The 23,843-nt window shown below is 73.0% G+C and carries 17 protein-coding genes; 10 read left to right on the top strand and 7 right to left on the bottom strand.

All coding sequences use genetic code 11. The annotated features are described in order from the left end of the window. Positions 1-151: 151 nt before the first annotated feature. A complete protein-coding gene (locus ACN27F_RS02780; protein WP_421430981.1) occupies positions 152-1,522 on the top strand; it encodes a S8 family serine peptidase in 1,371 nt (456 codons plus the stop codon). Here ACN27F_RS02780 and ACN27F_RS02775 read toward each other — a convergent pair. Beyond that, positions 1,507-2,154: a response regulator transcription factor gene (locus tag ACN27F_RS02775; RefSeq protein ID WP_421430980.1), complete on the bottom strand. Its 648-nt coding sequence runs from the start codon at positions 2,152-2,154 to the stop codon at positions 1,507-1,509. The two genes, ACN27F_RS02780 and ACN27F_RS02775, sit on opposite strands and share 16 nt — an antisense overlap. A gap of 141 nt (positions 2,155-2,295) precedes the next feature. Here ACN27F_RS02775 and ACN27F_RS02770 point away from each other — a divergent pair, with 141 nt between their 5' ends. After that, positions 2,296-2,844, top strand: a complete 549-nt coding sequence (locus tag ACN27F_RS02770) for a sigma-70 family RNA polymerase sigma factor (RefSeq protein WP_421430979.1) — start codon at positions 2,296-2,298, stop codon at positions 2,842-2,844. 23 nt (positions 2,845-2,867) lie between these two features. On the opposite strand, the gene ACN27F_RS02765 is transcribed toward ACN27F_RS02770, so the two are convergent. The 5 genes from ACN27F_RS02765 to ACN27F_RS02745 form a co-directional block, all read right to left on the bottom strand. Continuing rightward, positions 2,868-6,047, bottom strand: coding sequence for a right-handed parallel beta-helix repeat-containing protein (locus ACN27F_RS02765; protein WP_421430978.1), 3,180 nt, complete (start codon positions 6,045-6,047; stop codon positions 2,868-2,870). Positions 6,048-6,099: 52 nt separating this feature from the next. Further along, positions 6,100-7,194 carry a hypothetical protein gene (locus ACN27F_RS02760; RefSeq protein WP_421430977.1) on the bottom strand — a complete coding sequence of 365 codons (1,095 nt, stop codon included), beginning with the start codon at positions 7,192-7,194 and terminating at the stop codon, positions 6,100-6,102. Continuing rightward, entirely contained in the window at positions 7,191-9,302 is a 2,112-nt protein-coding gene (locus tag ACN27F_RS02755; protein WP_421430976.1) for a hypothetical protein, read from the bottom strand. The genes ACN27F_RS02760 and ACN27F_RS02755 overlap by 4 nt, the downstream gene beginning before the upstream one ends. An 86-nt stretch (positions 9,303-9,388) precedes the next feature. Continuing rightward, a complete protein-coding gene (locus ACN27F_RS02750; RefSeq protein ID WP_421430975.1) occupies positions 9,389-11,593 on the bottom strand; it encodes a hypothetical protein in 2,205 nt (734 codons plus the stop codon). After that, the gene (locus tag ACN27F_RS02745; protein ID WP_421430974.1) at positions 11,590-13,254 is read right to left on the bottom strand and encodes a TcdA/TcdB catalytic glycosyltransferase domain-containing protein; all 1,665 of its coding nucleotides are present in this window, start codon (positions 13,252-13,254) and stop codon (positions 11,590-11,592) included. Before ACN27F_RS02745 ends, ACN27F_RS02750 begins: the two co-directional genes overlap by 4 nt. 176 nt (positions 13,255-13,430) lie before the next feature. On the opposite strand from ACN27F_RS02745, the gene ACN27F_RS02740 reads away from it, so the two are divergent. From ACN27F_RS02740 to ACN27F_RS02705, 8 genes are all read left to right on the top strand, one after another. After that, positions 13,431-15,218, top strand: a complete 1,788-nt coding sequence (locus ACN27F_RS02740) for a hypothetical protein (protein WP_421430973.1) — start codon at positions 13,431-13,433, stop codon at positions 15,216-15,218. Positions 15,219-15,308: 90 nt separating this feature from the next. Continuing rightward, entirely contained in the window at positions 15,309-15,971 is a 663-nt protein-coding gene (locus ACN27F_RS02735) for a response regulator (RefSeq protein ID WP_421430972.1), read from the top strand. Positions 15,972-15,975: 4 nt separating this feature from the next. Continuing rightward, positions 15,976-17,085, top strand: coding sequence for a sensor histidine kinase (locus tag ACN27F_RS02730; RefSeq protein ID WP_421430971.1), 1,110 nt, complete (start codon positions 15,976-15,978; stop codon positions 17,083-17,085). A 154-nt stretch (positions 17,086-17,239) separates the two neighbouring features. Then, the gene (locus ACN27F_RS02725; protein WP_421430970.1) at positions 17,240-17,449 is read left to right on the top strand and encodes a (4Fe-4S)-binding protein; all 210 of its coding nucleotides are present in this window, start codon (positions 17,240-17,242) and stop codon (positions 17,447-17,449) included. Between the two features lie 82 nt (positions 17,450-17,531). Next, positions 17,532-19,118 (top strand): ABC transporter substrate-binding protein, encoded by a 1,587-nt coding sequence (locus tag ACN27F_RS02720; RefSeq protein WP_421430969.1) that lies wholly within the window; start codon positions 17,532-17,534, stop codon positions 19,116-19,118. Then, a complete protein-coding gene (locus ACN27F_RS02715) occupies positions 19,115-20,077 on the top strand; it encodes an ABC transporter permease (protein ID WP_421430968.1) in 963 nt (320 codons plus the stop codon). Before ACN27F_RS02720 ends, ACN27F_RS02715 begins: the two co-directional genes overlap by 4 nt. Beyond that, a complete protein-coding gene (locus tag ACN27F_RS02710; RefSeq protein WP_421430967.1) occupies positions 20,074-20,910 on the top strand; it encodes an ABC transporter permease in 837 nt (278 codons plus the stop codon). The genes ACN27F_RS02715 and ACN27F_RS02710 overlap by 4 nt, the downstream gene beginning before the upstream one ends. Further along, the gene (locus ACN27F_RS02705; protein WP_421430966.1) at positions 20,907-22,526 is read left to right on the top strand and encodes an ABC transporter ATP-binding protein; all 1,620 of its coding nucleotides are present in this window, start codon (positions 20,907-20,909) and stop codon (positions 22,524-22,526) included. Before ACN27F_RS02710 ends, ACN27F_RS02705 begins: the two co-directional genes overlap by 4 nt. Positions 22,527-22,549: 23 nt before the next feature. On the opposite strand, the gene ACN27F_RS02700 is transcribed toward ACN27F_RS02705, so the two are convergent. After that, entirely contained in the window at positions 22,550-23,839 is a 1,290-nt protein-coding gene (locus ACN27F_RS02700) for a CobW family GTP-binding protein (RefSeq protein WP_421430965.1), read from the bottom strand. Positions 23,840-23,843 lie beyond the last annotated feature (4 nt).

Below are 23,843 nucleotides of genomic sequence, written 5' to 3'. Positions count from 1 at the left end.
GGTGGGCGATCCGGTGGGTGGTGTCCGAGTCGACGGGCGTTGATAATAAATGACCGTGGTGAGTGGGAGATGAATTCCCCGCCGCCGGTGCCGTGACACTGGAAGCGAGCGGGGCGCAGCCCCGTGGCCGCACGACCGGAGGTGGGTGCAGGTGTCCACTCGGGGGGTTGTCGTCTGGGGCAGCTGTCTCGCGCTGATCGGCGCGCCAGCGGTGGCGGTGACCGACGTCGTCGGTCCCGGGCCGGCCGCGGCCGTAGCGGCCGTGGGCGTGGAACTGCCGCCGGACTGGTACGGCCGACCCGGCGACGGTGGCTACCCCCACCGGCCGGGCTGGCCCGGCCAGCCCGGCGACCGGCCGGTCACGCCATCGCCGGGCGCCGAGGACCCCACCGCCGAGGACCCCGACCCCACCGCCGCCGATCCGGCCGAAGGTTCTGTCGCCGCCGACGATCCCGGCGCGCCGTTGCCGGGATGCCCGACGCCGGAGCCGGCCACTGCGACCGGATCGGACTGGGCACAACATCGCCTCGCCGTCGACCGGGCCTGGTCCCGCACCCGCGGTGCCGGGGTCACGGTGGCCCTGGTCGACTCCGGGGTCGACGTGGGCGGGTCACCGCTGGCCGACCGGATCGGCAGCGGTGTCGACGTGGCTGGTGGGGGCAGTGGGGGAGACCTCGACTGCCTCGGCACCGGTACGGCGATGGCCCACCTGATCGGTGCCCCGGCTGATGCCGGTGTGCCGCCCGGGGTCGCGCCGGAGGTCGACATCCTGCCGCTGCGGGTGGTGACGACCGGCACCACCGCTCGGCCGGCGGACCAGGTGACGGCGATCCAGGTGGCGGTGGCGGCGGGTACCACGGTGATCGCGTTGGGCTCCTACGTGGAGACCGACGACCCTGCGGTGGTCGCGGCGATCCGCGCCGCCGCCGACGCCGACGTGGTGGTCGTTGCGGGGGCGCCGACCACGCAGCCCACCGTCGCGAACCGGCTCTTCAGCCCGGTGCTGCGGGTGGCCGGGGTGGCCGAGGACGGCACGCTGGTCGCGACCCACCCGCCGAACACCGTCGACGTCGCGGCACCCGGCGCGGGCGTGCGCAGTCTCGACACGGCAGGCGACCCGCGTGAGGTCACCGGCACCCAGTACGCGGTGGCGCTGGTCGCCGGGGCGGTCGCGCTGGTCCGGGCGGCCCACCCGGACCTCACCGCGGCCCAGGTGGTGCAGCGGATCAAGACAACGGCCGACCCACTGGGCGGCCCAGCGCCGGACAGCAGGTACGGCTGGGGGCTGGTCGATCCACCGGCCGCTGTCGGCGCGCCGGGATCCGGGATCGCGCCCGCCACGCGGGACATCCGATCGGCCGGCACGGGATCAGGCACCCTGCCACAGCTGTTGATGCTCGGCGTGATCGGACTCCTGGCGCTGGTCGCGCTGGTCGGTCGGCGGCTCTGGGCGGTGGTGCCGGTCCGCCGCCCACGGGCCAGGGGCGGTCGGGCCCACCGCCCCGCTCAGGAGCCGAGATAGCGCAGCACGGCCAGCACCCGCCGGTTGTCGGCCGAGGTGTCGGGCAGGGACAGCTTGGTGAAGACCGCGCTGACATGCTTCTCCACCGCCTTGCGGGTCACGCCCATCTCCTCGGCGATCCCCGCGTTCGACAGCCCGGTCGCCATCAGCCGCAGCACCCGCAGCTCCTGACCGGACAACTCGTGGCGCAGTTCGTCCTGCCGGGTCTGCGAGTACTCCACCAGCTTGCTGGTCAGGCGGGTGTCGATGACGATCTCGCCGGCGACGATCCGGGTCAACGTATCGTGCAGCGCCGCCACGCTGGTGATCTGGTCCTTCAGCCGGTAGCCGATGCGGCTCGGCCCGATCTCCAGCATCCGGGACAGGTAACGGGTCTCCGCGTGATGGGACAGCAACAGGATGCCGAGGGTGGGGTGGCTGGCGCGGAGCCGACCCGCGGTGGTGAGCCCACCCTCCGGCTCGGGCGGCATTCGAATGTCCAGTATGGCGACGTCCACCGGCTCGGCGTGGACCGCCTCGACGAGGTCGTCGCCGTTGTCGAACGCCTCAACGACCTCGTGTCCGGCGGCCTCCAGCAGCATCTGCAGGCCGTTGCGGAACAATGCGCCGTCGTCCGCGAGTGCTATCCGCACCGGTCACCTCCGAAGACCGGGAACTGCCAGGGTCCGGCGGGCCCGGGTAGGGTTTTCCCCCGGTGAGTTTGCGGGTCGTCCCACCGTACTCTCGGGCTGCTCCCACCGTTTTTCCTCCGCCACCGGCTGAGACTCGATCTCATGGATCTCCATGAGGCGGACGTCCGGAATCCCAGGACCGAGTCGTCGCGCGACGCGGCCCTACGGGCCGTCATCGAACAGCATCGGGAAATGCTCCTCGGCTACTGCATCCGGTTGACCGGTGGCGACCGGCACATGGCCGAGGACGTCGTCCAGGAAACCTTCGTCAAGGCGTGGCAACACGTCGAGAAGCTGACCGCCGAACGGGGCTCGGTGCGTGGCTGGCTGAAGCAGGTGGCCCACAACATCGCGGTGGACCAGCACCGCGCGGCGCGGCGCCGGCCGCCGGAGATCGAGCTGGCCGGTGTGGCGGAGCCACCCGCCCGGGAGGACGTCACCGGCGGCCTGACCAGGATCGCGCTGGACGACGCGCTCGGTGTGCTCCCCGCCGAGCACCGGATCGTGCTGGTGGAGATGTTCCTGCGCGATCGCACCGCCGCGCAGGTCGCCCGCAGGCTGGGGATTCCCCTCGGTACGGTCAAGAGCCGCATCTTCTACGGCCTCCGTCGGCTGCGGGGCGTCGTCGACCGCACCCTGCTGGTCGGCTGACCGTCGGGCGGCGGGGCGCGCCGTCATCCGGCCGCATGCATGCCCACCTCGCCAGGATCGGCGATGTCCTCGGGCAGCAACAGGGTCATCTCCTCCACCGTCGGTGCGGCGCTGGCCCGCATCCGACGGGCATGCCGGGTGATCGCCTCGTCCAGCACCTGACGGGCATAGCGGCCGTTGCCGAACGACGGTCCACGCGCGGTGCCGGCGAAATGCGCCCGCAGCGCGCCGATCGTCGGCCCGGTGCACTCGTAGCCGGCTGCGGTCGCGTGATGGTTGACGATGGTGACGAGCTCGTCGGTGCTGTAGTTGCCGAACCGGATCTGCCGGGAGAAGCGCGAGGCCAGGCCCTGGTTGGCCGTCAGGAAACGAGCCATGTCGCTTTCATAGCCGGCGGCGATCACGACCACGTCGTCGCGGTGGTCCTCCATCAGCTTCACGAGCGTGTCGATGGCCTCCTTGCCGAAGTCCCCGCCGCCACCCGAGTTGCTGGACAGGGCGTACGCCTCGTCGATGAACAGCACCCCACCGCGGGCCCGGTCGAAGGCGTCGGTGGTTTTGCGGGCGGTCTGGCCGACGTAGGAGGCGACGAGGTCGGCCCGCCCCACCTCGACCACCTGGCCGCGGTGCAGCACCCCGAGCGAGGCCAGGATCTGCCCGTACAGCCGGGCGACGGTGGTCTTCCCGGTGCCCGGTGGGCCCGCGAAGATCAGATGCCGGCTGATCGGCGGGGCGGGCAACCCGGCCGCCTGCCGCTGCCGGGCCGAGGCCAGCAGGTCGACCAGACTGGCCACCTCCCGCTTGACATCGCCCAGACCGACCATCCGCTCCAGCTCCGCCAGCAGGGTCTCCACCCGCTCGGTGTCGCCCGCGCCGGCACCGGCGCCGACCCCGCCGACCGGCAGATCGGGCAGGTCCTCCGGGAGTAGCCAGGTCATCGCCGCCTCGTTGATCTCGGGTTCGTCGCCCAGCCGGTAGGCGTGCCGGCCGAGCATCTCCTCGAAGACCTTGCGGGCGCTGCGCCCGTTGCCGAAGGCGTTGTCCCGGGGCAGTCGCTGAAAGTAGGTCAGCAGCGCCGAACGGGTCTCGAACTCCAGCCGGTAGCCGTGGCTGCGGCAGAACCCGTCGACGATCTGCACCAGGTCACCGGGCGCGTAGTCAGCGAACTCGACGGTCTTGGAGAACCGGGAGGCCAGACCGGGATTGGCGGCCAGGAAGCTGCGCATCTCGTGGGTGTAGCCGGCGACGATGACCACGACCTCGTCGCGGTGGTCCTCCATCAGTTTCACCAGGGTGTCGATCGCCTCCCGACCGAAGTCCGGGCCGCCGGCGCCGGCCGGTGCCAGGGTGTACGCCTCGTCGATGAACAGCACCCCGCCGATCGCCTCGGTGAACCGTTCGGTGGTCTTCAGCGCGGTACCACCCACCACGCTGGCCACCAGGTCGGGACGGCCCACCTCGACGAGCTGCCCGTTCGGCAGCACGCCGAGCTTCGTGAGGATCATGCCGTACAGCCGGGCCACCGTGGTCTTACCGGTACCGGGGTTGCCGGTGAAGACGAGGTGACGGCTCAACGGTGGTGCGGGCAGCCCGGCCCTGGTGCGCCGCTCGGCCATCTGGTACAACCGGACCAGCGTGGCCACCTCGCGCTTGACCCCGTCCAGACCGACCAGCGCGTCGAGCTGCTGGAGCAGAGCACGCAGCGAACCGGGGCGGTCGCCGGTGTCGCCACCGGAGTCCGGTGCCGCCGTATCCGGATCGTCGTCGGCGCGTACGGCGGTGTCGGCCGGTAGGCCCGGCCGGCCGTCCGGTTCCGACCCGTCCTCGCGCCGCGCCGCCGGATCCGCGGCGGCCTCGTGGCGATCCGTCGCCGCGGGAACCTCGTCCGGGCTGCCGTTGCCGGCGCTTTCCACGGCGACCCGACGAGGGCTCCGGCCACCGGCGGTCACCCGCAGCCCGGTGCCGCCGTTGGCGGTCAGCCGACAGTCCCGCAGGCTCACCTCGCCATCGGTGTCCACCACGACGCCGTCGCCGTGGTTGCCCGTCACCTCGCAGCTGAGCGCGCTACCGGCGGCGCCGGAACGCCACTCGATCCCGGTGCCGCACTCGCGGACCGTGGTCACGCTCAGCTCGGCCACCCCGCCGCCACCGACCCGTACGCCGGCACCGGCCGTGCCCTGCACGGTGCTGTCGGTGACCACCACCCGGCCGTCGCTCACCAGCACGCCCTCGTGGTCGCCGCCGCGGATGGTCAGCGCGTCGAAGGTGGTCGAGCAGTCACTGAGGTGTACGGCGGCGGCCCCGGCGGAGAGGACCTCGCAGCCGGAGAGCGCGCCACCGGACTTGCCCAGCACGTGGATGCCGTACCCGCCAGGATTCTGCACTGACAGCCGGCGAACCTCGGGCGCGGCGCGATCGGCCAGGACCATGCCCTGTGCCGCGGCGTCCAGCACGGTGCAGTCCTCGAATTCCGGGGTGGAGGCGGAGGCGACCAGGATGCCGGCACCGGCCGGCCGGCGGATGGTGAGTCGGCGCAGGATGGGGCGGCTGTCGCTCTCCACCGCGATCGCCGGGTTGCCGACCTGCTCGATCCGGCAGTCTTCCACCACACCGCGGGCACCGTCGCTGGCCAGCAGGGCGCTCGCCGCCAAGTGGGTGAAGGTGCATCCCGAGACGACGGGGTCGGCGCCCGAGCGGATCACCACCGCCGAGGCGTGGATGTGGGTGAAGGTGCAGTCGGTGATGTGCCCGCGACCGCCGTCGGTCAGGATGGCGCCGGCGCCGGTCGAGTTCTGGAAGCGACAGGAGCGCGCGACCACCTCGCCGGTGCCGTACACCCACAGCCCGGCCGCCGAGTCGACGTCGATCAGACACTCCTCCAGGCGCAGGCTCCCGGACGGCACCTCGATCGCCGTCGATCGCTGCCCGCGATGGGTCACGGTCAGACCGGACAGGACCGCGGTCTCGGTGGCCATCCGGATGGCGGGACCGTCGTGGTGCTCGATCCGCACCTCCCCGGCCGAGCTGGCGCTCAGGGTGACGTCGCGGTGCAGCACCAGCGACTCGTGGTACGTCCCCGGCCTGATCGAGATGACGTCGCCGGCCGAGGCGGCCGCGATCGCGTCGCCGATGGTGCGGTAGCAGTCGGCCCGCGCGGGCGCGACGGTGAGGATGACCCGGCTCTGGGCCAGCCTGGCGGTCACCGTCGGCACCGGCTCGACAAGGGACGCCCGTCCCGGGCGCGGCGGGCCACGACTACACCCACCGCGTGAGCCGGGCCGGCTCGTCGAACTCGGGGTCGGCCACGGCTACCAGCGCCCGGGCCACGGTCAGTGGGCTGGCGGCCGACGGCCGGCCCGTGGCGGCGAGGACGTGGCCGGCCAGCCCAGGCTCCGGTGCCAGCCCGTGCTGTCGCAGGTAGTAGGCGATCGCGTCGGTCCAAACCCAGGTGCCGTCGGTACGGAAGGCCATCGGTACCGCACGGCCCGACTCCGGCTCCAGTACGTCCGCCCCGTCCGCGATGTCGGCGAGCACCACGGTGGCTCCCTCCAGATAGGCGAGCAGTCGGTCGCGCTCCGGGCCGGTCGTGTGTGGATGATGCGGCGTGAAGTACGGTGAGCCGTCCGGGTCGGCACCGTCGTACACCCGCGCGACCTGGAGCTCGGGCAGCTCCGGCGCGAGCCACACCAGTCCGGCGCGGTCCAGGGCGCGGCGGTGGTAGTCGGTGAGCGCGGTCTGCGGGGTGAACACCTCGACCCGGGGCGGCACCTCGCCAGCAGCCGCCAGCCGATGCTGGATCTCGGCGGTGAGCTCGACCAGGTCGGCGTCGACCGTCGCCTCGGCCAGCCAGACCGGCTCGGCGGTGGCCCGGCGGGAGGTCCGCAGCGTCTGCCACAGCCCGTGTAGGCCCGGCGTCCATCCGACCACCGACGTCGCCGCCGCCAGCAGCTCCGGAGCCGGCCCGTCCGGCGCGGGGCTGAACCGGTACTCGGGCATGGCCGGTGTCGTCGGTGCGGCCGGCGCTCCGCCGGCCGGTAGCCACCGCGAGTCCACCCCGGCGGCGCTCAGACATTGACGGGCCAGCTCGGTCTCGTGCGCGGTGAGCTCCACCTCCCCGTCCGCCAGCGCCTCGGCGAGCAGGGCACCGGCCTGCGCCACGGCGTCGTCGGCGATGTGGGTACGGAGCACGGCTCGGACGTCGTCGGCGAGCCGGCCGGCCATGGAGAATGCCAGCGCCGCGAAGGTCTCGGCCGCCGCCGGGACCGGTGTCGTCGACAGGACGGCCAGACTGGACGCGACCGTTCTGGACATGGCGGTGACCGACCCGTCCCGCACACCATTGATGGTCATATCGTGCCTCCGAGTGTGGTGCCAACCGATTGCGGTGTGTCGCCGTCCGGTCGCGGCTGGCCCGGTTGCGGGCTGACCGGTCGCGGGCTGACCGGTCGCGGGCCGGGCAGGACCGCCAGTCGGGTCAGGAACGCGGCGGGCTCCGGTCCGGCAGCGTCGGCGGCGGTCGACAGATCGGCGGTGCGATCGGCGATGGCACCGCGCAGCCGGGTGGCGATGCGGTCGGCCCTGGCCTGGTCGAACTGCCGGTGCCCACCCGCCGGTACCTCGGTCAGCAGCACCCGGGCCGGGTCGCTGTCGTCATCCACCGCCAACACCCGGAACACCGTGCCTGGCAGGAACGTCACGGCGGCGGCGTCCGCCGGATCGACCAGGCCCGCCAGCCGGCGCGCCGTGTGCGACCAGATGAACAGTTCCACGGATCCGGGCACCAGCGCGGTGAGGTCGGCGACGGCCAGCAGTGGACCGGGTTCGACGAATTCGGCACCGGGCCGGTAGGACGACGCCGTCCGGCGATCCGCCGGCCCGCCCCGCAACACCGGGCCCGACACCGCCGGCAATCGGTGCAGGCCGCTGACCAGGCAGGAGAGGAACGGTTGAGCGGCCGGGGACGACGAACCGGCGTGGCGGGTGTCGAGCGGTCCATGGTCCGATGCCATCGCGAACACCTGGACGGCGGCCAGGTCGGTCGCCAGACCAGCGTCACCGGTGGCCCGCAGACCCGGCCGGTCGGCCAGCAGTCGGGTCACGTACCGGGCGGCGACGTCGTACTGCCAGCCCAACGAGGACCGGAATCGCTGGCGGTCCTCGGCCGAGCTGCGGTGGTCGTCCCAGCATGGCACTGCCGTGATCTCGCCCGGCGGTGCGATCCCCGCGTCCGGTGTGGCGACGGGCTCCGGTGTGGCGACGGGCTCCGGTGTGGAGATGCCAGCGGTGGCCACGGTGTCGGCCAGCGGCACCGGCGCTGGTGGCACGGGGGCCACGTCTACGGCGGACGACGCCTCCGCGCGGCCGGCCGGAGGGTCCGCTGGACGCGGAGCGGGTCCAAGCCGCGACGGCATGGCGGGCACGGCCGGCGGCATGGCCGGTACGGGCGTGGTCGGGCTGGCCGGGACGCTGGCCGGCGGTGTTCCCCTGCTGGCCGGCGGTGTTTCTCTGCTGGCCGGCGGCGTTGTCCCACTGGCCGGCGGTGGCTCGACGGGAGGCGGGCCCGGCGGGGTCCTCAGGTGCGGCGGGCGATGGACGCCCGTCCGGGTGCTGGTCACCCGTACCCGGCCGTCCGCGCCGACGGAGAGGGTTCGCCGGGCCGCGCCGGCCGGTGCCGGGGCCCGGCCGACCGCCGGGGAACCGCTGGTGGCCGGTGCCGGCGGCAGCGGATCGGCGGACCCGGCGGGATCGGTCGGCGTGGTCGATTCCGCCGGCGCGGCCCGTACGGTCGATGCGACCGGGACCGGGACCGGGACCGGGACCGGGCCGGTCCGCCTCGCCGGCGCGGCCGGCTCGACTCCCACGGCGGTGTCCCTCGGCCGGGTGGGGGTGCCGGGTAGAACCTCGGCCACGGACCGCGCCAGCATGGCCGGTGGGATCGGCGTCGCCGGTGGGATCGCTGGCGCTGGTGGGATCGGTGGTGCCGGCGGGATCATCGGTGCTGCTGGGATCGGTGGCGCCGGTGGGATAGTCGCCGGCCAGCCGACCGCCCGGCCGACCGGACCCGTCGGTGACCTCGTCGCGACGGCCGGTGGCGGGGCATGGTCGGGTGCCGGTACGGCCTTGCGCAGGTGGCATACCGGCAGTCGTAGGGCACCGGCCAGGTCGATCAGCGGCAGTGGGTCGGTACCTTCCAACGCGACCAGACGCAGCCGCTGCTGCGTGTCGGCCGGCAGCGACCGGGCCAGCCGCGCGACCGCGGCGACGACGGTGTTCGGCACCGGACCCGCCGACCAGACGACGAGGTCGTGGTAAGCCGGGTCGACCGGCAGCGGCGGCAGTGCGGGCCGGCCCTCCTCGGCGATGAGTACGCCGGGCGGGACGGTCTCGGTGACCCAGCCGTCGGGCAGGTCGATCATGTAGCCGCTGGTTCGGGCGAGGTCACCGTCCGTGTGTGCCAACCTCAACACCGATCCCCCTTCACCGCAAACGTCGCCTACCGCCGGTCGGTCCATGCTTTTCGCACGTCCGGGTGGGCGGCCGGAGTTCAGCGCGGCCGCCAGCGAGTGTCGACCGGGCCGGCGGCTGCCACGGCGGCCGGCCGCCGTGGTGGACCGGCCAGCCGCGCCGGCATCACCTGCTCGCCCAGGAACCACACCTGGCGCCGGCCGCCGTCGTGACCGGCGCCGAGCCAGTCGTCGCCGGATGCGGGCCGCAGCAGTGCGCGGGCCGCCGGAGGCAGCGTCACCTGCCGGACCACGTGGTTGTCGTACCGGCGGGCGACGGTGGCGGAGCGGATCTCCGGCAGGTCCCGGCCGAGTGGCCGCAGCGCCGCGATCAGCGCCGACCAGGCGAGGTCCGGTTCGGGTAGCCCCGCGATAATCGGACTGACCGCGCTCAGGTGCAGGTCGCCGCCGCGGGCGAGTAGCTGCCAACGCAGGTAGGCGATGGTGCGTTGCAGCACCGGCAGCACGTCGGCGCCGTCGGGGTGCGGCACGGGCGGTTCGCCGGTGGCCGGCGGCACCCAGCTCAGTTCGTTGGTGAACGTGATCGTGGGCTGGACCCGGGTGAGGTCGGCACCGGTGATGCCCAGGCGCCGCAGCAGATGGTGCTGGATTCGACCGCTGCGGGCCGGGGTGACGGTCCAGGTCCAGGCCGCGCCGCTACGTCGCGGATCGGCGAGGACCCGAGCGGTCCCGCCGTACAGGTCGCCGACCGGCCGGTAGTAGTTCAGCCGGCCGATCTCCCGCCACAGTGCCAGCGCCGGATGGCCGGCCGGCGCCGCGATCAGATCGTTGGAGACCGCCAGCCTGCCGACCGCGTTCAGCGCGAATCCACAGGGCGAGGCGGCGACCCGGTCCAGCAACTCGGGGATCCCGGTCGGGGCGAACACCATGTCCCCGTCGGCGTAGAGCCCACCGAAGCGGTAGGCGATCTCGACCCGGAGATGGTCGCTGGCCCCGGCGAAGCCGGCCGGCAACTGTCGGCACATTTCCAGGGCGTACTGGCTGTGCAGCAGCATCGGCGCGGTGGCGTGGAAGATCTCGGCCGCGTCGACCACATGGATGCCGTGCGCACGGGCCCAGCCCAGCAGCCGGGCGGCGGCCGGCGTGTCAAGGCGGTCCCGGGACAGATCGGTCCAGAGCACGACGTCCAGCTCGCCCGCATAGCCTCGGGCGAGGTCACCGTAGCGCTGCCAGAAGACGCTGCTCTGCGGCATCGGGCGGCCCAGCCAGATGCCGTGCACCACCCGTGGGATCTCGATCAGCGCCGGCAGCGGCGGCACCGGCACCGCCCCGGTGTCGGCCCAGGCGGGTGCGGCGGGATCCCGCTCGGCGGCGCTGACCGGTGCGGCCTCGTCGGCCAGGGCCGCCGGTGTCAGTTCGGCGGCGGTGGGTCGCGGCCGGGTCAGGCTCATCCGGCGCAGGAACGGTGCCACGAGCCGGGGCGGCAGGGCCCGTACGTCCAGGCCGGCCAGGAAGTCCGGGGCGGGCCGGGGGTGGCGGTGGCCGTAGATGTCCCCACCCAGCCACCGCCGGGCGGCCGCCTCCTCGACGCCGTACTCGTACAGCCGATCGCCACCGACGACGGAGCGCAGCCAGCCGAGCAGCCGCGGATCCCGGGGTGCCTCCAGCGGGGCGCCGGAGGCACCGGGAACGCAGGCGGTGGCGACCAGTCGTGCGGTCAGTTCGTCGATGCGTTCCCGGTGGGCGGGGCGGGCGTACCGAGGCGGTGCGCACGACCCGGCCAGCCGGGCGGTGCGCGCGGCCGCCGCGGCCCGGGCGAGGACCGCGGTACGGACGTGCGCCCGCAGCGGGGACGGGTGGGCGAGGTCGACCGGCGGCCCGCTACCGGCGGGGGCCGAGCGTAGCTCACCAGCGAGCCGCCGGATCCGTTCCCGGTGCGTCGGCGTGCCCAGCGCGGCGGCCAGGCAGGACATCCGGACCAGCGCCCCGGCGGCCGCGACCGCGGCCCGGACCCGTCCGGCGGGCAGGTCGGGGTGGCCGGCGAGGATCGCCTGGGCCCGCGTGGACGCCGCCCGCTGCGCCTGGTCGGCGGCGCCGGAACCGAGCACCCGTGCGACGGTGTCGGCGTCGACCAGGATCTCGGCCAGCTCCTGCGCCGGCCATGGGGCGCGGCGGCGGCTACGCTCGGCCAGTCCGGCGTCGAAGGCCGACATCTCGGCGGCGGCCTGATCGCGGACCTCGGCCAGCAGATCGGCCTGGCGCAGCAGGCATGCCACGGCGGTCATCGCCCGGCCGCCCGCAGGCCCGCCCGGCGGGTGCGTTCCTCCAGTAACCACGCGGTGTCGCCGCTGGTCAGCACCGCACCGATCCACGCGTCGTGTCCGGGCCGGGTAATCAGACAACGGGCGGTGGGCGGGAGCTCGACCGGGTGGAGAGTCAGGTCGTCGTTGCGGCGCAGGTCGGTGACCGACCGGACCGGGGCGACGTCCGAGGTGAGCTCGGCGAGGGCACGCAGCAGCGCGACCCAGGCCGTGTCCGGGTCCGGCAACCCACGGATGACCGGTGCGGCGGCGGTCAGGTAGAGGTCACCGTTGCGGGCCAGCAACTGCCAGCGGAGGAACGTGACGGTGCGTTGCAGTACCGGCAGCATCTGGTCGCCCAGGTGGCGCATGGTGGGATCGGCACCGGGAGTGGGCGGCAGCCAGCTCATCTCACGACCCTCCCGGACCACCGGGTGGCCGGACACCAGATGCCCCCGGTGCATGCCGACCAGGCGCAGCGTGGCGATGTGCATCCGGCCGGTGCGCGGCGTGGTGACGTACCGCTCCTCCTGGCGGTCCGTCTGGGCGAAGGCACCGGCCATCCGCCGGATACCACCGAAGAGGGCGGGCTGGTCGAGGAAGTACCGCAGCCGGGTCAGCTCCCGGTAGAGCGCGATCGCGGGGTGGCGGGCCGGTGCGATGATCATGTCAGAGAAAACGGATCCGTCCTGTTTGAGGCTGAAGGTGAAGCCGTGCGGGCAGCCGGCCACTCGGTCGATCAGCTCTTCGAGCCCGGAGCCGAACCCCAGGTCGCCGTCGGCGTACATGCCACCGAAACGGTGGACGATCTCGATTCGGAGCAGGTCGCTGGCGGCCGCGTACCCGCGTGGCAGTTGCTTGCACATCTCGTTGGTGTACGCCGCGTGCAGCGTCATCGGAGCGGCGGCGTGGAAGACCTCGTGCACGTTGACCAGGTGGACGCCATGGGCGCGGGCCCAGTCGCGGAGCCGGCGCCCAGGCCCGGTCGTCAACCGCTCGCGTGGCAGATCGGTCCAGAGCACCACGTCCACCCGGCCCTGATAGCGGTCGGCCAGGTCGCCGTAGTTGCGCCAGAAGACGCTGGTCTCCGGGATCGGCCGGCCGAGCCAGATGCCGTGCACCAGCCGGGGGATCTCGGTCATGTCGGGCAGCGGTGGGGCGCCGGACTCCGGCGGCTGCCCCCAGCGGCGGGACCGTGGATCCCGTTCCGCGACGCTCAGCGGACCAGCCTGAACGGCCAGCGCCGCAGCGGTCAGCTCGGTCGGGTCCGGTGCCGACCGGGTCATGCTGAGCCGGCGGAGCAGCGGCGCGACCTGACCGGCGGGTAGCGCCCGGACGTCCCGCCCGGCCAGGAACGGCGGCGGTGCCGGCAACACCCGCAACCCGTACGGGTCACCGGCGAACCATCGCCGGGCGGCCAATTCCTCGTTCCCGGTGGTGTAGAGGGCCGGGGCGGTGAGCCGGCGCAACCAGTCCAGCAGCACCCCCTCCGGTGGCCAGTCCAGCGGCACCGCGGTGGCGCCGGGCAGGGAAGCGGTGCCGACCAGCTGCTCAGTCAGGGTGACGGCGTTCCCGCCGTCCTGGCCGGCGGCGCGGCGCGGCAGATCGTGCCGATAGGCGTGCGGTGCCTCGACGGCTGCTGTCACCGCCACCACCTTCCGTCTCGGTCGGCCGGTACACCGGCCGTGTCGTCATACGCACGACCAAGGCGGGGCGGTGGGTTCGCCGGGACACCCATCGGCTCCGGCGGGTGCTCTGGCCGGCGATGTCTCGATAGCGGCGGCACCTGAAGTAGTCTGGCTGTCAAGGGACGGGAGGAACCATGCACGGGTGGTCCTTATCGGACACCGGGCGCTCGTCGGCCGCCACGCCGCGGCCGGATCCCCCTGCGGACGACGCGCCGGTGCTGGACGCGCTGTTGGGTGCTGTTCGCCGGGCCACCCCCGACGCGTCGAGCGACCGGCTGTTCGACGCGGTGCTGGAGACCGCCGCCGGTGACCGCTCTGCGGTGGTCTGGTCGCGGACACCCGACGGCTGGCTCACCCGGGTCGCCGAGTCCGGTAATCGGCTGGCCGGGCCGCACCGGATTCCCTCGGCGGCGGTCCTGGGCACGATGCCGGCCGTGGCGCTGCTGATGCCGATCGTCGACGGCGAGGTCGATCGGGGAGTGCTGGCCCTGTCACAGCTGCCTGGGCGGCGTCCGGTGAGCAACCGGGAGCGGCAGCGGGTCGGCGCGGCCATCGGCTACCTGGCGCTGCTGCTTCGCGGGTCCCAGTTGGATCAGGAGCTGCGTCGGCGGATCGACGACGCAGCCGCGCTCTCCACCGCCTTGGCCGCCTCCCGGGAGCGACTCTCCACCGCGGCCGATGTGGAGAGCCGGCGGATGGTCGGCGACCTGATCACCCTTGGCGGCGGCAGACTGGCCGAGATCCGGGCCAGGGTCGATCAGCTGCGCGATCAGGCCGGCGGAGCCGATCTGTCCGGTCCTGCGGCGCGGCAGTCGACGCTGGTCGCCATCGCCGAGTTGCGCGGTGCGTTGGACCATCTGATCGAACGCTTCCGGGCGATGGCGCGTGGGGTGTACCCGTACGTGCTGGACGAGTGCGGGATCGTGGACGCCCTGCGTGAGCTGGCGACCACGCTGCCCAGACCGGTGCGGATCCGCGGTGCCCTGGCCGACGTGGGCCGGGAGGTGGAGTCCGGGCTGTACTGGGCCGTCGCCGCGGTGCTGCCGGCGTTGGCGGTCGGCGCGCCGACCGGCCGGCCGCTGCTGGTGCGGCTCAGCGTCGACGGTGAGCTCGCCACGGTGACGGTGACCGAGCCGGAGACGACCTCGACGAGCCCGGTGCGCGAGATGCTTCCCGCGGTCGATGACCGGCTGGCCGCCCTCGGCGGCGCGATCGGCGCCGAGACCAGCGGTGCGGAGCTGGTGCTGCGCGCCTGGGTACCGGCCCGGTTGACGCCGGTGGTCCCCGCGATGATCGCCGCCGGCCCGGCCGTGTGGCCGGCGCTGCCGCACCTGGTGGTCGACACCGACGACGGCACGGACCTCGTCGAGCGGACGCGCTCCCTGCTGCGGGCTGCGGTGGAGGTGACCGACGAGCCCGATCGGGCCGTGCTGTGCGAGCTGCTGACCATGCTTGATCGAGAGGCGCCAGAGGCGCTATTGGCCGGTGCCGGTGGGGACCCGGCCGCCGCGTTGGCCGTGGCCCGACGGGTGATCGACCGCCTCGGAAAGATCATCCGCCGGGATCCCGGCGGATGGCTGGGTTACGAGTACGAGCGGCTTCGCGCCAACAGCCATGAACTCGACGAGCGCCTACTGCTGCGCCGAATCCGCACCGGTGCGCTGCCGCTGACCGAGCCGCAGCGCCACGTGGCGCTGCGGCTGCTCGATACCGTCAGCCGGTCCATCCCGGCCCGGCTCGGGTTGCCCGAGGAGACGGATCCGGATCAGCAGCGCCGCGTGGCGATCGAGCAGATCTCCTGGTGGCGTTCGTTGGCCGAGCAGGCCGCCGTGGATCCGCATGAGCAGGCCGCGTACCGCCAGCTCGCCCGGTCGGCCGAAGGGCTGCTGACCCGGTTGCCCCGATCACCCGAGGCCCAGTGACCGGCATCCGTGCCGTGGGCCGACCCGCCGTCGGCTGCGACTCTGGCGTGGTACTCGGCGGGAACCCGGTTGGTGCGCCACGATAGCCCCATGCGGATCGCCATCGCGGAGGACTCGGCTCTGTTCCGCGAGGGCTTGGCCATGCTGCTGGGCGCGTCGGGGCACGAGGTCGTGGGCTGGGCGTCGCACGGCGACGAGGTGGTCACACTGCTCGATCGGAAGCCCGCCGACGTGGTCATCCTCGACATCCGGATGCCACCCGAACCGGACGGTGGCCTGGCCACGGCGGCCACCCTGCGCCGTAGCCACCCAGCGACCGGGATCCTGCTGTTGTCCAACTACGCACAGTCACACTATCTGATCCGCATGCTGCAGATCGGCACCGATCGCATCGGATACCGGCTCAAGGACCGGATCGTCGACGTCTCGGCGCTCAGCGGCACCCTGCAGCGGGTGGCCGAGGGCGAAGTGGTGATCGAACCTGAGATAGCGCAGCAGTTGGTGGACGCCCGGCAGGCGACCGGTGATCGTCTCGCCGAGATGTCACCACGGGAGCGTGACGTGCTGCGGCTGATGGCGGAGGGACGCTCCAACGTGGGTATCGCCAACGCGTTGTTCATGTCCACCAAGGCGGTGGAGAAGCACGCCACCGCCATCTTCGCCAAGCTCGGCCTGCCCGCCGACAGCGGCGCGTACCACCGCCGGGTGCTCGCGGTGATCACCTATCTGCGCACGCTGCGGATCGAGGGCTGAACGGATGGCCGACGACCACCGGGAGCTCGTCATCGGCCGGATCATCGGTGCCGGCCGGGTGGGACGCGAGGCACCCGACCTGGCCGCCGTGGCCCGGGAGGTCGGGCGAGGACTTCGGGTACGGCGGTGCCGGATCGCTTTGGTCGGTTCGCCCGGCGGCGTGGACGGCACCGGCGCGGGCAACCCCGGCGCGGGCAACCTGGGCGCGGGCGACGGCAGCGCATCGGTGGCAGAGCCGGCCGAGGCGATCGAGTGGCACGACTGGGCCGCCGAGTCGCGGGCGGCCGCCCCGGGCCCGCTGCGCCTACACGAGGTGCTTTTCGCGGGTACACCGGTGGGCTGGCTGGCGCTGTCCGGGCCGGTGCTGTTCGGTGCCCGACGCCGCCTGCTGCGCGACGTGCTGACCGTGCTGGGACCGGTGCTGGACGCCGCCCGGCTGGCGGTGGCGCTGCGCCGCGAACTCGACGCGGCCGTCGCCCACGCCGAAGAGATCGCGTCGTCCCGCCGTCGGACCGTAGCGCAGATGGACGACCGCCGCCGTGCGCTGGAACGAAACCTGCACGACGGCGCCCAGCACCACCTGGTCAACCTGCGTCTCACTCTCGGCCTGCTGGAACACGAGGTGGCGGCCGGTGACGCCGTGGCCGTCGTCGGCCGTATCGACGCGCTCGCCGAGCAGGTCGGTGCCGCCGAGGCGGTGCTGCGGGACACGGCCGCCGGTATCCTGCCGGTCGGCCTGGTCACCGGCGGCCTGCGGCAGGCACTGCAGGCGGAGGTCGGCCGGTATGACGGCGTGACCCTGAGCCTGCCCGACGGGCCGCCGCGCCGCTATCCGGCCGCTGTCGAGACCGCCGTCTTCTACGCCTGTCTGGAGGCGGTGACCAACGCGCGTAAGCACGCCCCAGGTGCCGAGACCGCGGTGGTGCTGCGGGACACCTACCGGGGACTGTGGTTCGCGGTCTCCGACCGCGGGCCGGGCTTCGACCCGGCCGGGCTGCCGGCCGGGTCGAGGTTGGGCCACATCAGCGACCGGGTGGCCGCGGCGGGCGGCACCGTGACGGTGCGGTCGGCACCCGGTGCCGGCACCGTGCTGGAGGGGATCGTCCCGATCTGATCCGCGTCGGCTCGCCCGTCGACACCCAGCGGTCGGCCTCGGCGCTGAGCGCGACGTCGCTCATCGGCACCTGGTCGTTGCGTGCGGCGTTCAACCCGATACAATGAAAACCATTTTCTACTGGCGGTCGGCTCGACGTACTGGTGGTGCTGGCATGGGTGAGCTCCTGGTCGATCCTGATCGCTGTGTCGGTGCGGGTCACTGCGTGCGCTTCGCGCCGGAACTGTTCGACCAGGATCCGGACGTCGGTGTCGTGGTGTGGCGGGGCGGTGGCGCGGACCGGTTGGACGGCGACGCGTTGCGGGAGGTGGCCGCCCTCTGTCCGTCCGGTGCCCTTCGATGGGTGGGCGAGCTGCCTAGTTGACAATGGTTTTCATCCCGGCGATGCTGTCGGGAGCGGGGTTTTCCCGTCCTTCCTGTGCTCGACCCTTCCCGAGGAGCATCCCTTGGCGCGTTCTTTCGACCGGCGCACACTGCTGCGGACCGGCGCGATGTCGTTGGCCGCCGTGGCGGGCGCGCCGATACTCGCCGCCTGTTCGAACGATGACACCGGCCCTGCCGCCGGAGCGGTGTCCGGCACACCGACGCCCAGGTCCGGTGGCACCCTGCGGGCCGCCTTCGTCGGCGGCGGCGCGGCCGAGACGCTCAATTTCCTGATGGGGCCGACCGGCTTGGACTACGTCCGGGCCCGGTGCACGCACGGCGCGCTCGGTGTGCTCGATCCGGCGGCGGAGCATGGTGTTCGGTACGGCGTACTCGAGCGGATCGATGTCAGTGAGGATCTGCGGACGTACACCGTGAAGGTCCGCCCCGGTGTCACCTTCACCGACGGTTCCACACTCACGGCCCGTGACCTGCTCTACTCGCTCAACGCCCCGGTCGCGCTCGGCTCGCTGCCCTTCCTCAAGCCTCCGTCGCAGAACTTCGACCTGGCGGCCGCGACCGTCACCGACGATGCGACCCTCGTGCTGCCGACGCTTCGGCCGATCGCCGACGGTCGGCTCGTGCTCTGCCAGAGCACCCTGGTCTTCAAGGACGGCACCACCGAGTTCACCCCGGACATGCCGACCTGCGGGCCGTTCAAGCTGGTCGAGTTCGAGCCTGGCCAGGGTGCCGTGTTCACCCGTCACGACGACTACTACGGGCTCGCCCTCGGCGGCGGGCCGTACCTGGACGGTTTGGAGCTGCGGACCGTCCCTGACGCCACCGCTCGGGTGAACGCGCTCACCGGCGGGCAGGTCGACTTCGTCAGCGACATCGGACCGGTCGCCGCCCGTACCGTCGAGGGGGACGGGCGGTTCGCGGTCGCCGTGTCCGACCTGCCGTACGCCACGTCACTGTCCTTCGGGCTCAACCTGTCCTTCGCCCCGTTCGCCGACGTGCGGGTCCGCCAGGCGGTCAAGTACGCGATCGACCGGGAGGCGATCGTCCGCAATGTCTTCTTCGACCGGGCTTTTGTCGGCAACGACCTCGCCTCCCTCGGATTCAGCGACTACGCCGACGAGATCGAGCAGCGGCCGTACGATCCGGATCGGGCCAAAGCGCTGCTCACCGAGGCCGGTGTCGGCACCATCGAGGTCGCCGTCACCACCGCGCCCGAGGTAGCCGGCATGGCCGAAACCGCGACGGTCGTCGTCGAGAATCTCAAAGCGGTCGGCATCGAGGCCACCCTCGACCAGCGTCCCACCGGACAACTGTTCTCCGATTTCGCGGCCTACGTCCAGTTGCCGTTCGCCGCCAGCTACGGTCCGGCGGTGCCGCCGTTGTCCAGCTACGCCGCGACCCGCACCGCCGGTTCACCGTCCACCTTCGGCTTCAACCGCCCGGACATCGACGACCTCGTCGCGCAGGCCCGCAGCGCCGTCGACCCCGACCTGCGCCGGGACGCGGCGGTGCGGGCACAGCGGTTGATCTGGGAGGAGGGAAACCAGGTGATCCCGGTCTTCGCCCCGTCGATCAACGGGCACACGACCGCCGTGTACGGCGTCCGCGACGAGCCGTTCAGCAGCTTCGAGCAGGCATACCTGGCGTGAGCCTCGTCCGGGTCGCCGTTCTCGTCGCCCGGCGTAGCGCCGCCGCGGCACTGGTCCTCGCCATCCTGTCCGCGTTGATCTTCACCGTGACCGAGGTGCTGCCGGGCGACGCGGTCGGTGCCGTCGCCGGGGCCGACGCCACCGTGTCCGAGCGGGAGCAGCTGCGCCGGGAACTCGGCCTCGACGCGCCTGCGGCGCGCCGGTACGTCGACTGGGCAGCCGCTGCGGTACGCGGCGATCTCGGTACCGGGTACGTCGGCCGTCGCGAGGTCACCGAGGTGCTCGTCGACCGGCTGCCGAACAGTCTGCTGCTGACCAGCCTGGCCATGGCGCTGGCGGTACCGCTCGCCGTCGCGGTCGGCCTGGTCGCGGGCATGCGGGCCGGCCGGCGCGCGGATCGGCTGGTCAGCACCGCGACCCTGGTCGCGGTCGGGATACCCGAGTTCCTCGTCGCGGCACTGCTGGTCGCCGTCTTCGCCGCCGGCCTCGGCCTGCTGCCCGAGGTTTCGCTGGTGCCGATCGGCGGTCGCCCCTGGGACGAGCCCCGGATCCTGGTGCTGCCCGTCGCCGCGCTGTCGGTCGCCGCGATCGCGGCAGCCGCGCGACTGCTGCGGGCCTCGGTCGCGGATATCGCGGCGGCACCGTACGTCGAGGCGGCCCGGCTGCGTGGCGTGACCGGACTCCGGCTCGCCGTGCGGCACGTGCTACCCAACGCGGTGGGACCCGCCGTGCAGGTGACCGCGGTGATGTTCGCCGGACTCGTCGGCGGGGCGGTCGTCGTCGAGACCCTGTTCAACTATCCCGGCATCGGTTACGAACTTCAGCAGGCGGTGGCCAACCGGGACGTGCCGATGGTCCAGGGCCTCGCCCTGGCGACGTGCGCCATCGCGCTCGCCGTGCTGCTGCTCGGCGATGTCGCACACCTGGTGCTGAGCCCGGCGTTGCGGGGCCGGTCGTGAGCGACGTCGCGCCTGTGGTGGCCGCCGGGCGCGCCGCCCATTCCCGCGTGACCCTGCTCACCGCCGGTGTCGCGGCCGCCGGTGTCGTGCTCGTGGCGCTGGCCGGCCCGCTGCTGGCCACCGGGTCGCCGACAGCTCCGGTCGGGCTGCCGTTCGACACCCCGAGCGTCGCGCATCCGGCCGGCACCGACGCCGTCGGTCGCGACGTGTTGAGCCGGCTGTTGCACGGTGGCCGCGCCGTGGTGATCCTGGCCGTCGGCGCGACCGCCCTCGCCAGTGCGTGCGGGGCGCTTCTCGGCGTGTTCGCCGGCCTGGCCGGGCGGCGGATCGGGGAACTGGTGGTCCGGCTGGTCGACGTCGTCGCCGTCGTTCCCGGCCTGTTGGTGCTGTTGGTGTTGGCCGCCGGCTTCCCGGGCAGCAACGGTGCGGTTCTCGTCGGGGTGGCGCTGGTCAGCTTGCCCTTCTCGGTGCGGGTGATGCGCGCGGCGACCCGGCAGGTGGCGGTCCGCGGCTTCGTCGACACCGCCCGGGCGCGGGGCGACGGCCAATGGCGGATCATCCGGCACGACGTCATCCCGAACGTCGCCGGCACCATGCTCGCCGAGGCGGGGATCCGGTTCTCGGCCGCCGTGCACCTGACTGCCACCGCCGGCTTTCTGGGTCTCGGCGCGGGCCCGCCCACCCCGAACTGGGGCCGTATGGTCAGCGAGAACGCGTCCGGGATCGGTCTGACGATCTGGCCGGTGGTACTTCCGGCGCTGTTGCTGGTGGTGTTCACCGTCTCGGTGAACCTGCTGGCCGACGACGCCGCCGCACGGTGGGCCGACCGGTGAGTGTCGAGCCGGCGCCGGCCGCTGGGCCATCGACCGACGCGGCGCGGGGCGGGCCGGCGGCACAGATCGGGCCGTTGGCTGCGGTCGACGGACTCGTCATCGGTCCGGTGTCGGGCGGGCCCCCCACGGTCGACGGTGTTCAGCTGCAGGTCGCCGCCGGGCAGGTGGTGGCGCTGATGGGACGTTCCGGGTCCGGCAAGAGCACCACCGCACTGACCCTGCTGGGACATGTCCGGCCGGGGCTGGTCCGCCGGGCCGGCACCGTCCGGGTCGCCGGCCACGACCCGTTCACGCCGGCCGGCGCCGCGGCGGTGCGCGGCCGTCGGGTGGCCTACCTGCCACAGGACGCCACCGCCACGTTGAACCCCGCCCGCCGACTGTCCAGCCAGCTCACCGAGGCGGTGACCCGCGCCGGAACCGGGGCGGCGGCGGGTCGCCCGCCCGACGTAGCCAGTCTGCTGGAGACCGTACGGCTGCCCACCGACGTCGAGTTCCTGCGTCGCTACCCGCACCAGATCTCCGGTGGTCAGGCACAGCGCGTCGCGTTCGCCGTCGCCTTGGCCGCCGACCCCGATCTGCTGGTTCTCGACGAACCGACAGTTGGCCTCGACTCGGTTCTGGCACGCGGTGTGCGGGACTTGATCACCTCGCTGACCGGCGACCGGGCCACTCTGCTGATCAGCCATGATCCGGACCTGGTCCACGCGGTCAGCGACGAGGTGCTCGTCCTGGAAGCCGGCCGCCGGGCGCTTGCGGGTGCCGCTGCCCGGGTGCTCGCGCCGGCACCGTCGCCGACAGCGCAAGACACTGTCGCCGGGCTGGCTGGGCTGGCCGGGTCGGCTGATCCGGCTGGGCTGGCCGGGCTGGCTGGTCCGGTTCTGACGGTGCGGCACCTGTGCACCCGGTACGGTCGCCGAGCCGCACTCGCCGCGGTGGACCTCGCCCTACCCGCCGGGGGGTGCCTCGCCGTGGTCGGTCCGTCGGGCGCCGGCAAGTCGACGCTCGCCCGCTGCCTGGTCGGACTGCATCCGTACGACGGCGCGGTACGCCTCGACGGTGCGCTGCTGGCGGCGGCCACCCGGCGGCGTAGCCCCATCCAGCGACGTGACCTGCAGTTGGTGTCCCAGGACAGTGCGGCGGCGCTGAACCCGGTGGAGACGGTGGGGCACGCCCTGCTGCGTCCGCTACGGCAGCTGCGTGGTCTTGACCAGCGGGCGGCTCGCGCGGCGGCGGCGGAGCTCCTGGACCGGGTGCATCTGCCGGTTGGCTTCGCCGACCGCCGGCCGGGCCAGCTCTCCGGTGGGGAGCGCCAACGGGTCAATCTCGCCCGGGCGTTGGCCTGCCGCCCTCGGGTGCTGATCTGCGACGAGGTGACGTCCGCGCTCGACGTGCAGACGGCGGGCAGGGTGCTGGCCGTGCTGGCCGAACTGCGCCGGGATCTCGGGCTCGGGGTGGTGCTGATCACCCACGACCTGGCGGCCGTGGCCGGGTGGACCGACGAGATCGTGGTGCTCGACTCCGGCAAGGTGGTCGAGTCCGGTGCGACCCCGGCGGTGCTCAGCTCACCGCGGCACGAGATCACCCGGACCCTGATCGAGGCGGCCGGCGGCCGGTGACGCCGCCGGCCGCGCGGCAGGGGTCACGACGGGTCGGCCGAGGTGGCGTGCGCCGGGGCGTCGTCGTCGCCGAGTGGGAAACAGCCGGCGAATGGGTCCGGCAGGTTCCGCCAGGTGTCGAATCCGTCGGCGATCTCGTCGTCGGTGAGCAGGCAATCGGTCAACAACTCGGTGAGCGCCGTCGCGTCGAGTTGCATGCCGACGAACGCCAGCGCTGTGCGGCGGTCACCGTAGTAGGGGTCCCAGTCGAGGTCTGCGGCCAGCCGACGGCAGTCGCTCGCCTCACCCCACCGGTCTGTCGGCAGTGCCGCCAGCCAGTAGCCGAGACTGCCCATTCCGACGCCCCCGCCGGCGAACTCGAACCCCACCACGGCGTCGGGCTGGCTGGCGATCCACAACTGTCCCCGCCCGCGGAGCAGGTTCTCGGTGACATCCTCCAACGCGTCGTAGAGCCGCTGAGGATGGAACGGGCGGCGGGCCTCGAACAGCATCGACACCACTCCACAGTCGCTGTCTGGCGCATGCACGGCGATCGGAAACCCTTCCAGGGCGCGACCGAGCGTGCCCGGCACCGCCGGATCGTGGCGGCCGGTGCGCAGCAACGCGGCGGCCGGATCGCCGTGCCGGCCGTTGTCCTGCTTCGTGCCGAGCTTCAGGTGCCTGGCCCACGGCGCGAGCCGGTACAGCAGTGCGGACAGCCGCGCCCGCTCGAAGGGGTCGCCGGAGCGTTCCCACAGCAGCACCGTGTCGGCGTACTCGATCTGGCGTACCACCACATCGGCGACGGCCCGGTGGTCGTCGGCAGCGGCGTGCAACTGCCGGTCGCACAGGTCGTCGGTGCTGGCCAGATCGTCGAGCAGGGAGGCGGCGTCGACCACCGTGACGTACGAGTCGAAGCGCACCGTGGCCGTCACCGGTGTCCCGTCCACCAGGCAGTGTGCGCATGCCGCCGCGACCGCCTCGGGCTCGACCACGGTGGGCAGCACCAGCACGATCCCGTGTGCCGGATGCCGGTCGGCGAGCCGGGCCAGGGTCGGCAGCACGTCTTCGCGCAGCGTGCACGACACACAACCATGCACCAGATCCACGGCGGCGTCCTCGACCAGGCCGTCTGCGTCGCGTACCGTGCGGTGCACCCGTCCGGAGCGGATGGCGCCGATGTCGTGGCTGACCACGAGCAGCCGCTCGCCGGTGTCCAGCAACCGCCGTGCGACGGCGGCGGCCGCCACCTCGGAGAAACTGGTGATGACGGTGACGGCGGGACGTCGGTCAAGGTCCGGTGGAGAAACGGTGGTGGTCGGGTCGGTGTTCACCCCC

It is taken from the genome of Solwaraspora sp. WMMB335, assembly GCF_049179075.1.
Lineage (GTDB): Bacteria > Actinomycetota > Actinomycetes > Mycobacteriales > Micromonosporaceae > Micromonospora_E.
The sequence above is the reverse complement of the archived record's forward strand: the minus strand, read 5'-3'. Positions and strand labels throughout refer to the sequence as shown.

What these genes read in the sequence shown, in the direction of transcription:
- ACN27F_RS02770 (WP_421430979.1), top strand. Translation starts at nt 2,296, where the DNA reads ATGGATCTCCATGAGGCGGACGTCCGGAATCCCAGGACCGAGTCGTCG.
- ACN27F_RS02760 (WP_421430977.1), bottom strand. Translation starts at nt 7,194, where the DNA reads ATGACCATCAATGGTGTGCGGGACGGGTCGGTCACCGCCATGTCCAGA.
- ACN27F_RS02750 (WP_421430975.1), bottom strand. Translation starts at nt 11,593, where the DNA reads ATGACCGCCGTGGCATGCCTGCTGCGCCAGGCCGATCTGCTGGCCGAG.
- ACN27F_RS02740 (WP_421430973.1), top strand. Translation starts at nt 13,431, where the DNA reads ATGCACGGGTGGTCCTTATCGGACACCGGGCGCTCGTCGGCCGCCACG.
- ACN27F_RS02735 (WP_421430972.1), top strand. Translation starts at nt 15,309, where the DNA reads ATGCGGATCGCCATCGCGGAGGACTCGGCTCTGTTCCGCGAGGGCTTG.
- ACN27F_RS02730 (WP_421430971.1), top strand. Translation starts at nt 15,976, where the DNA reads ATGGCCGACGACCACCGGGAGCTCGTCATCGGCCGGATCATCGGTGCC.
- ACN27F_RS02725 (WP_421430970.1), top strand. Translation starts at nt 17,240, where the DNA reads ATGGGTGAGCTCCTGGTCGATCCTGATCGCTGTGTCGGTGCGGGTCAC.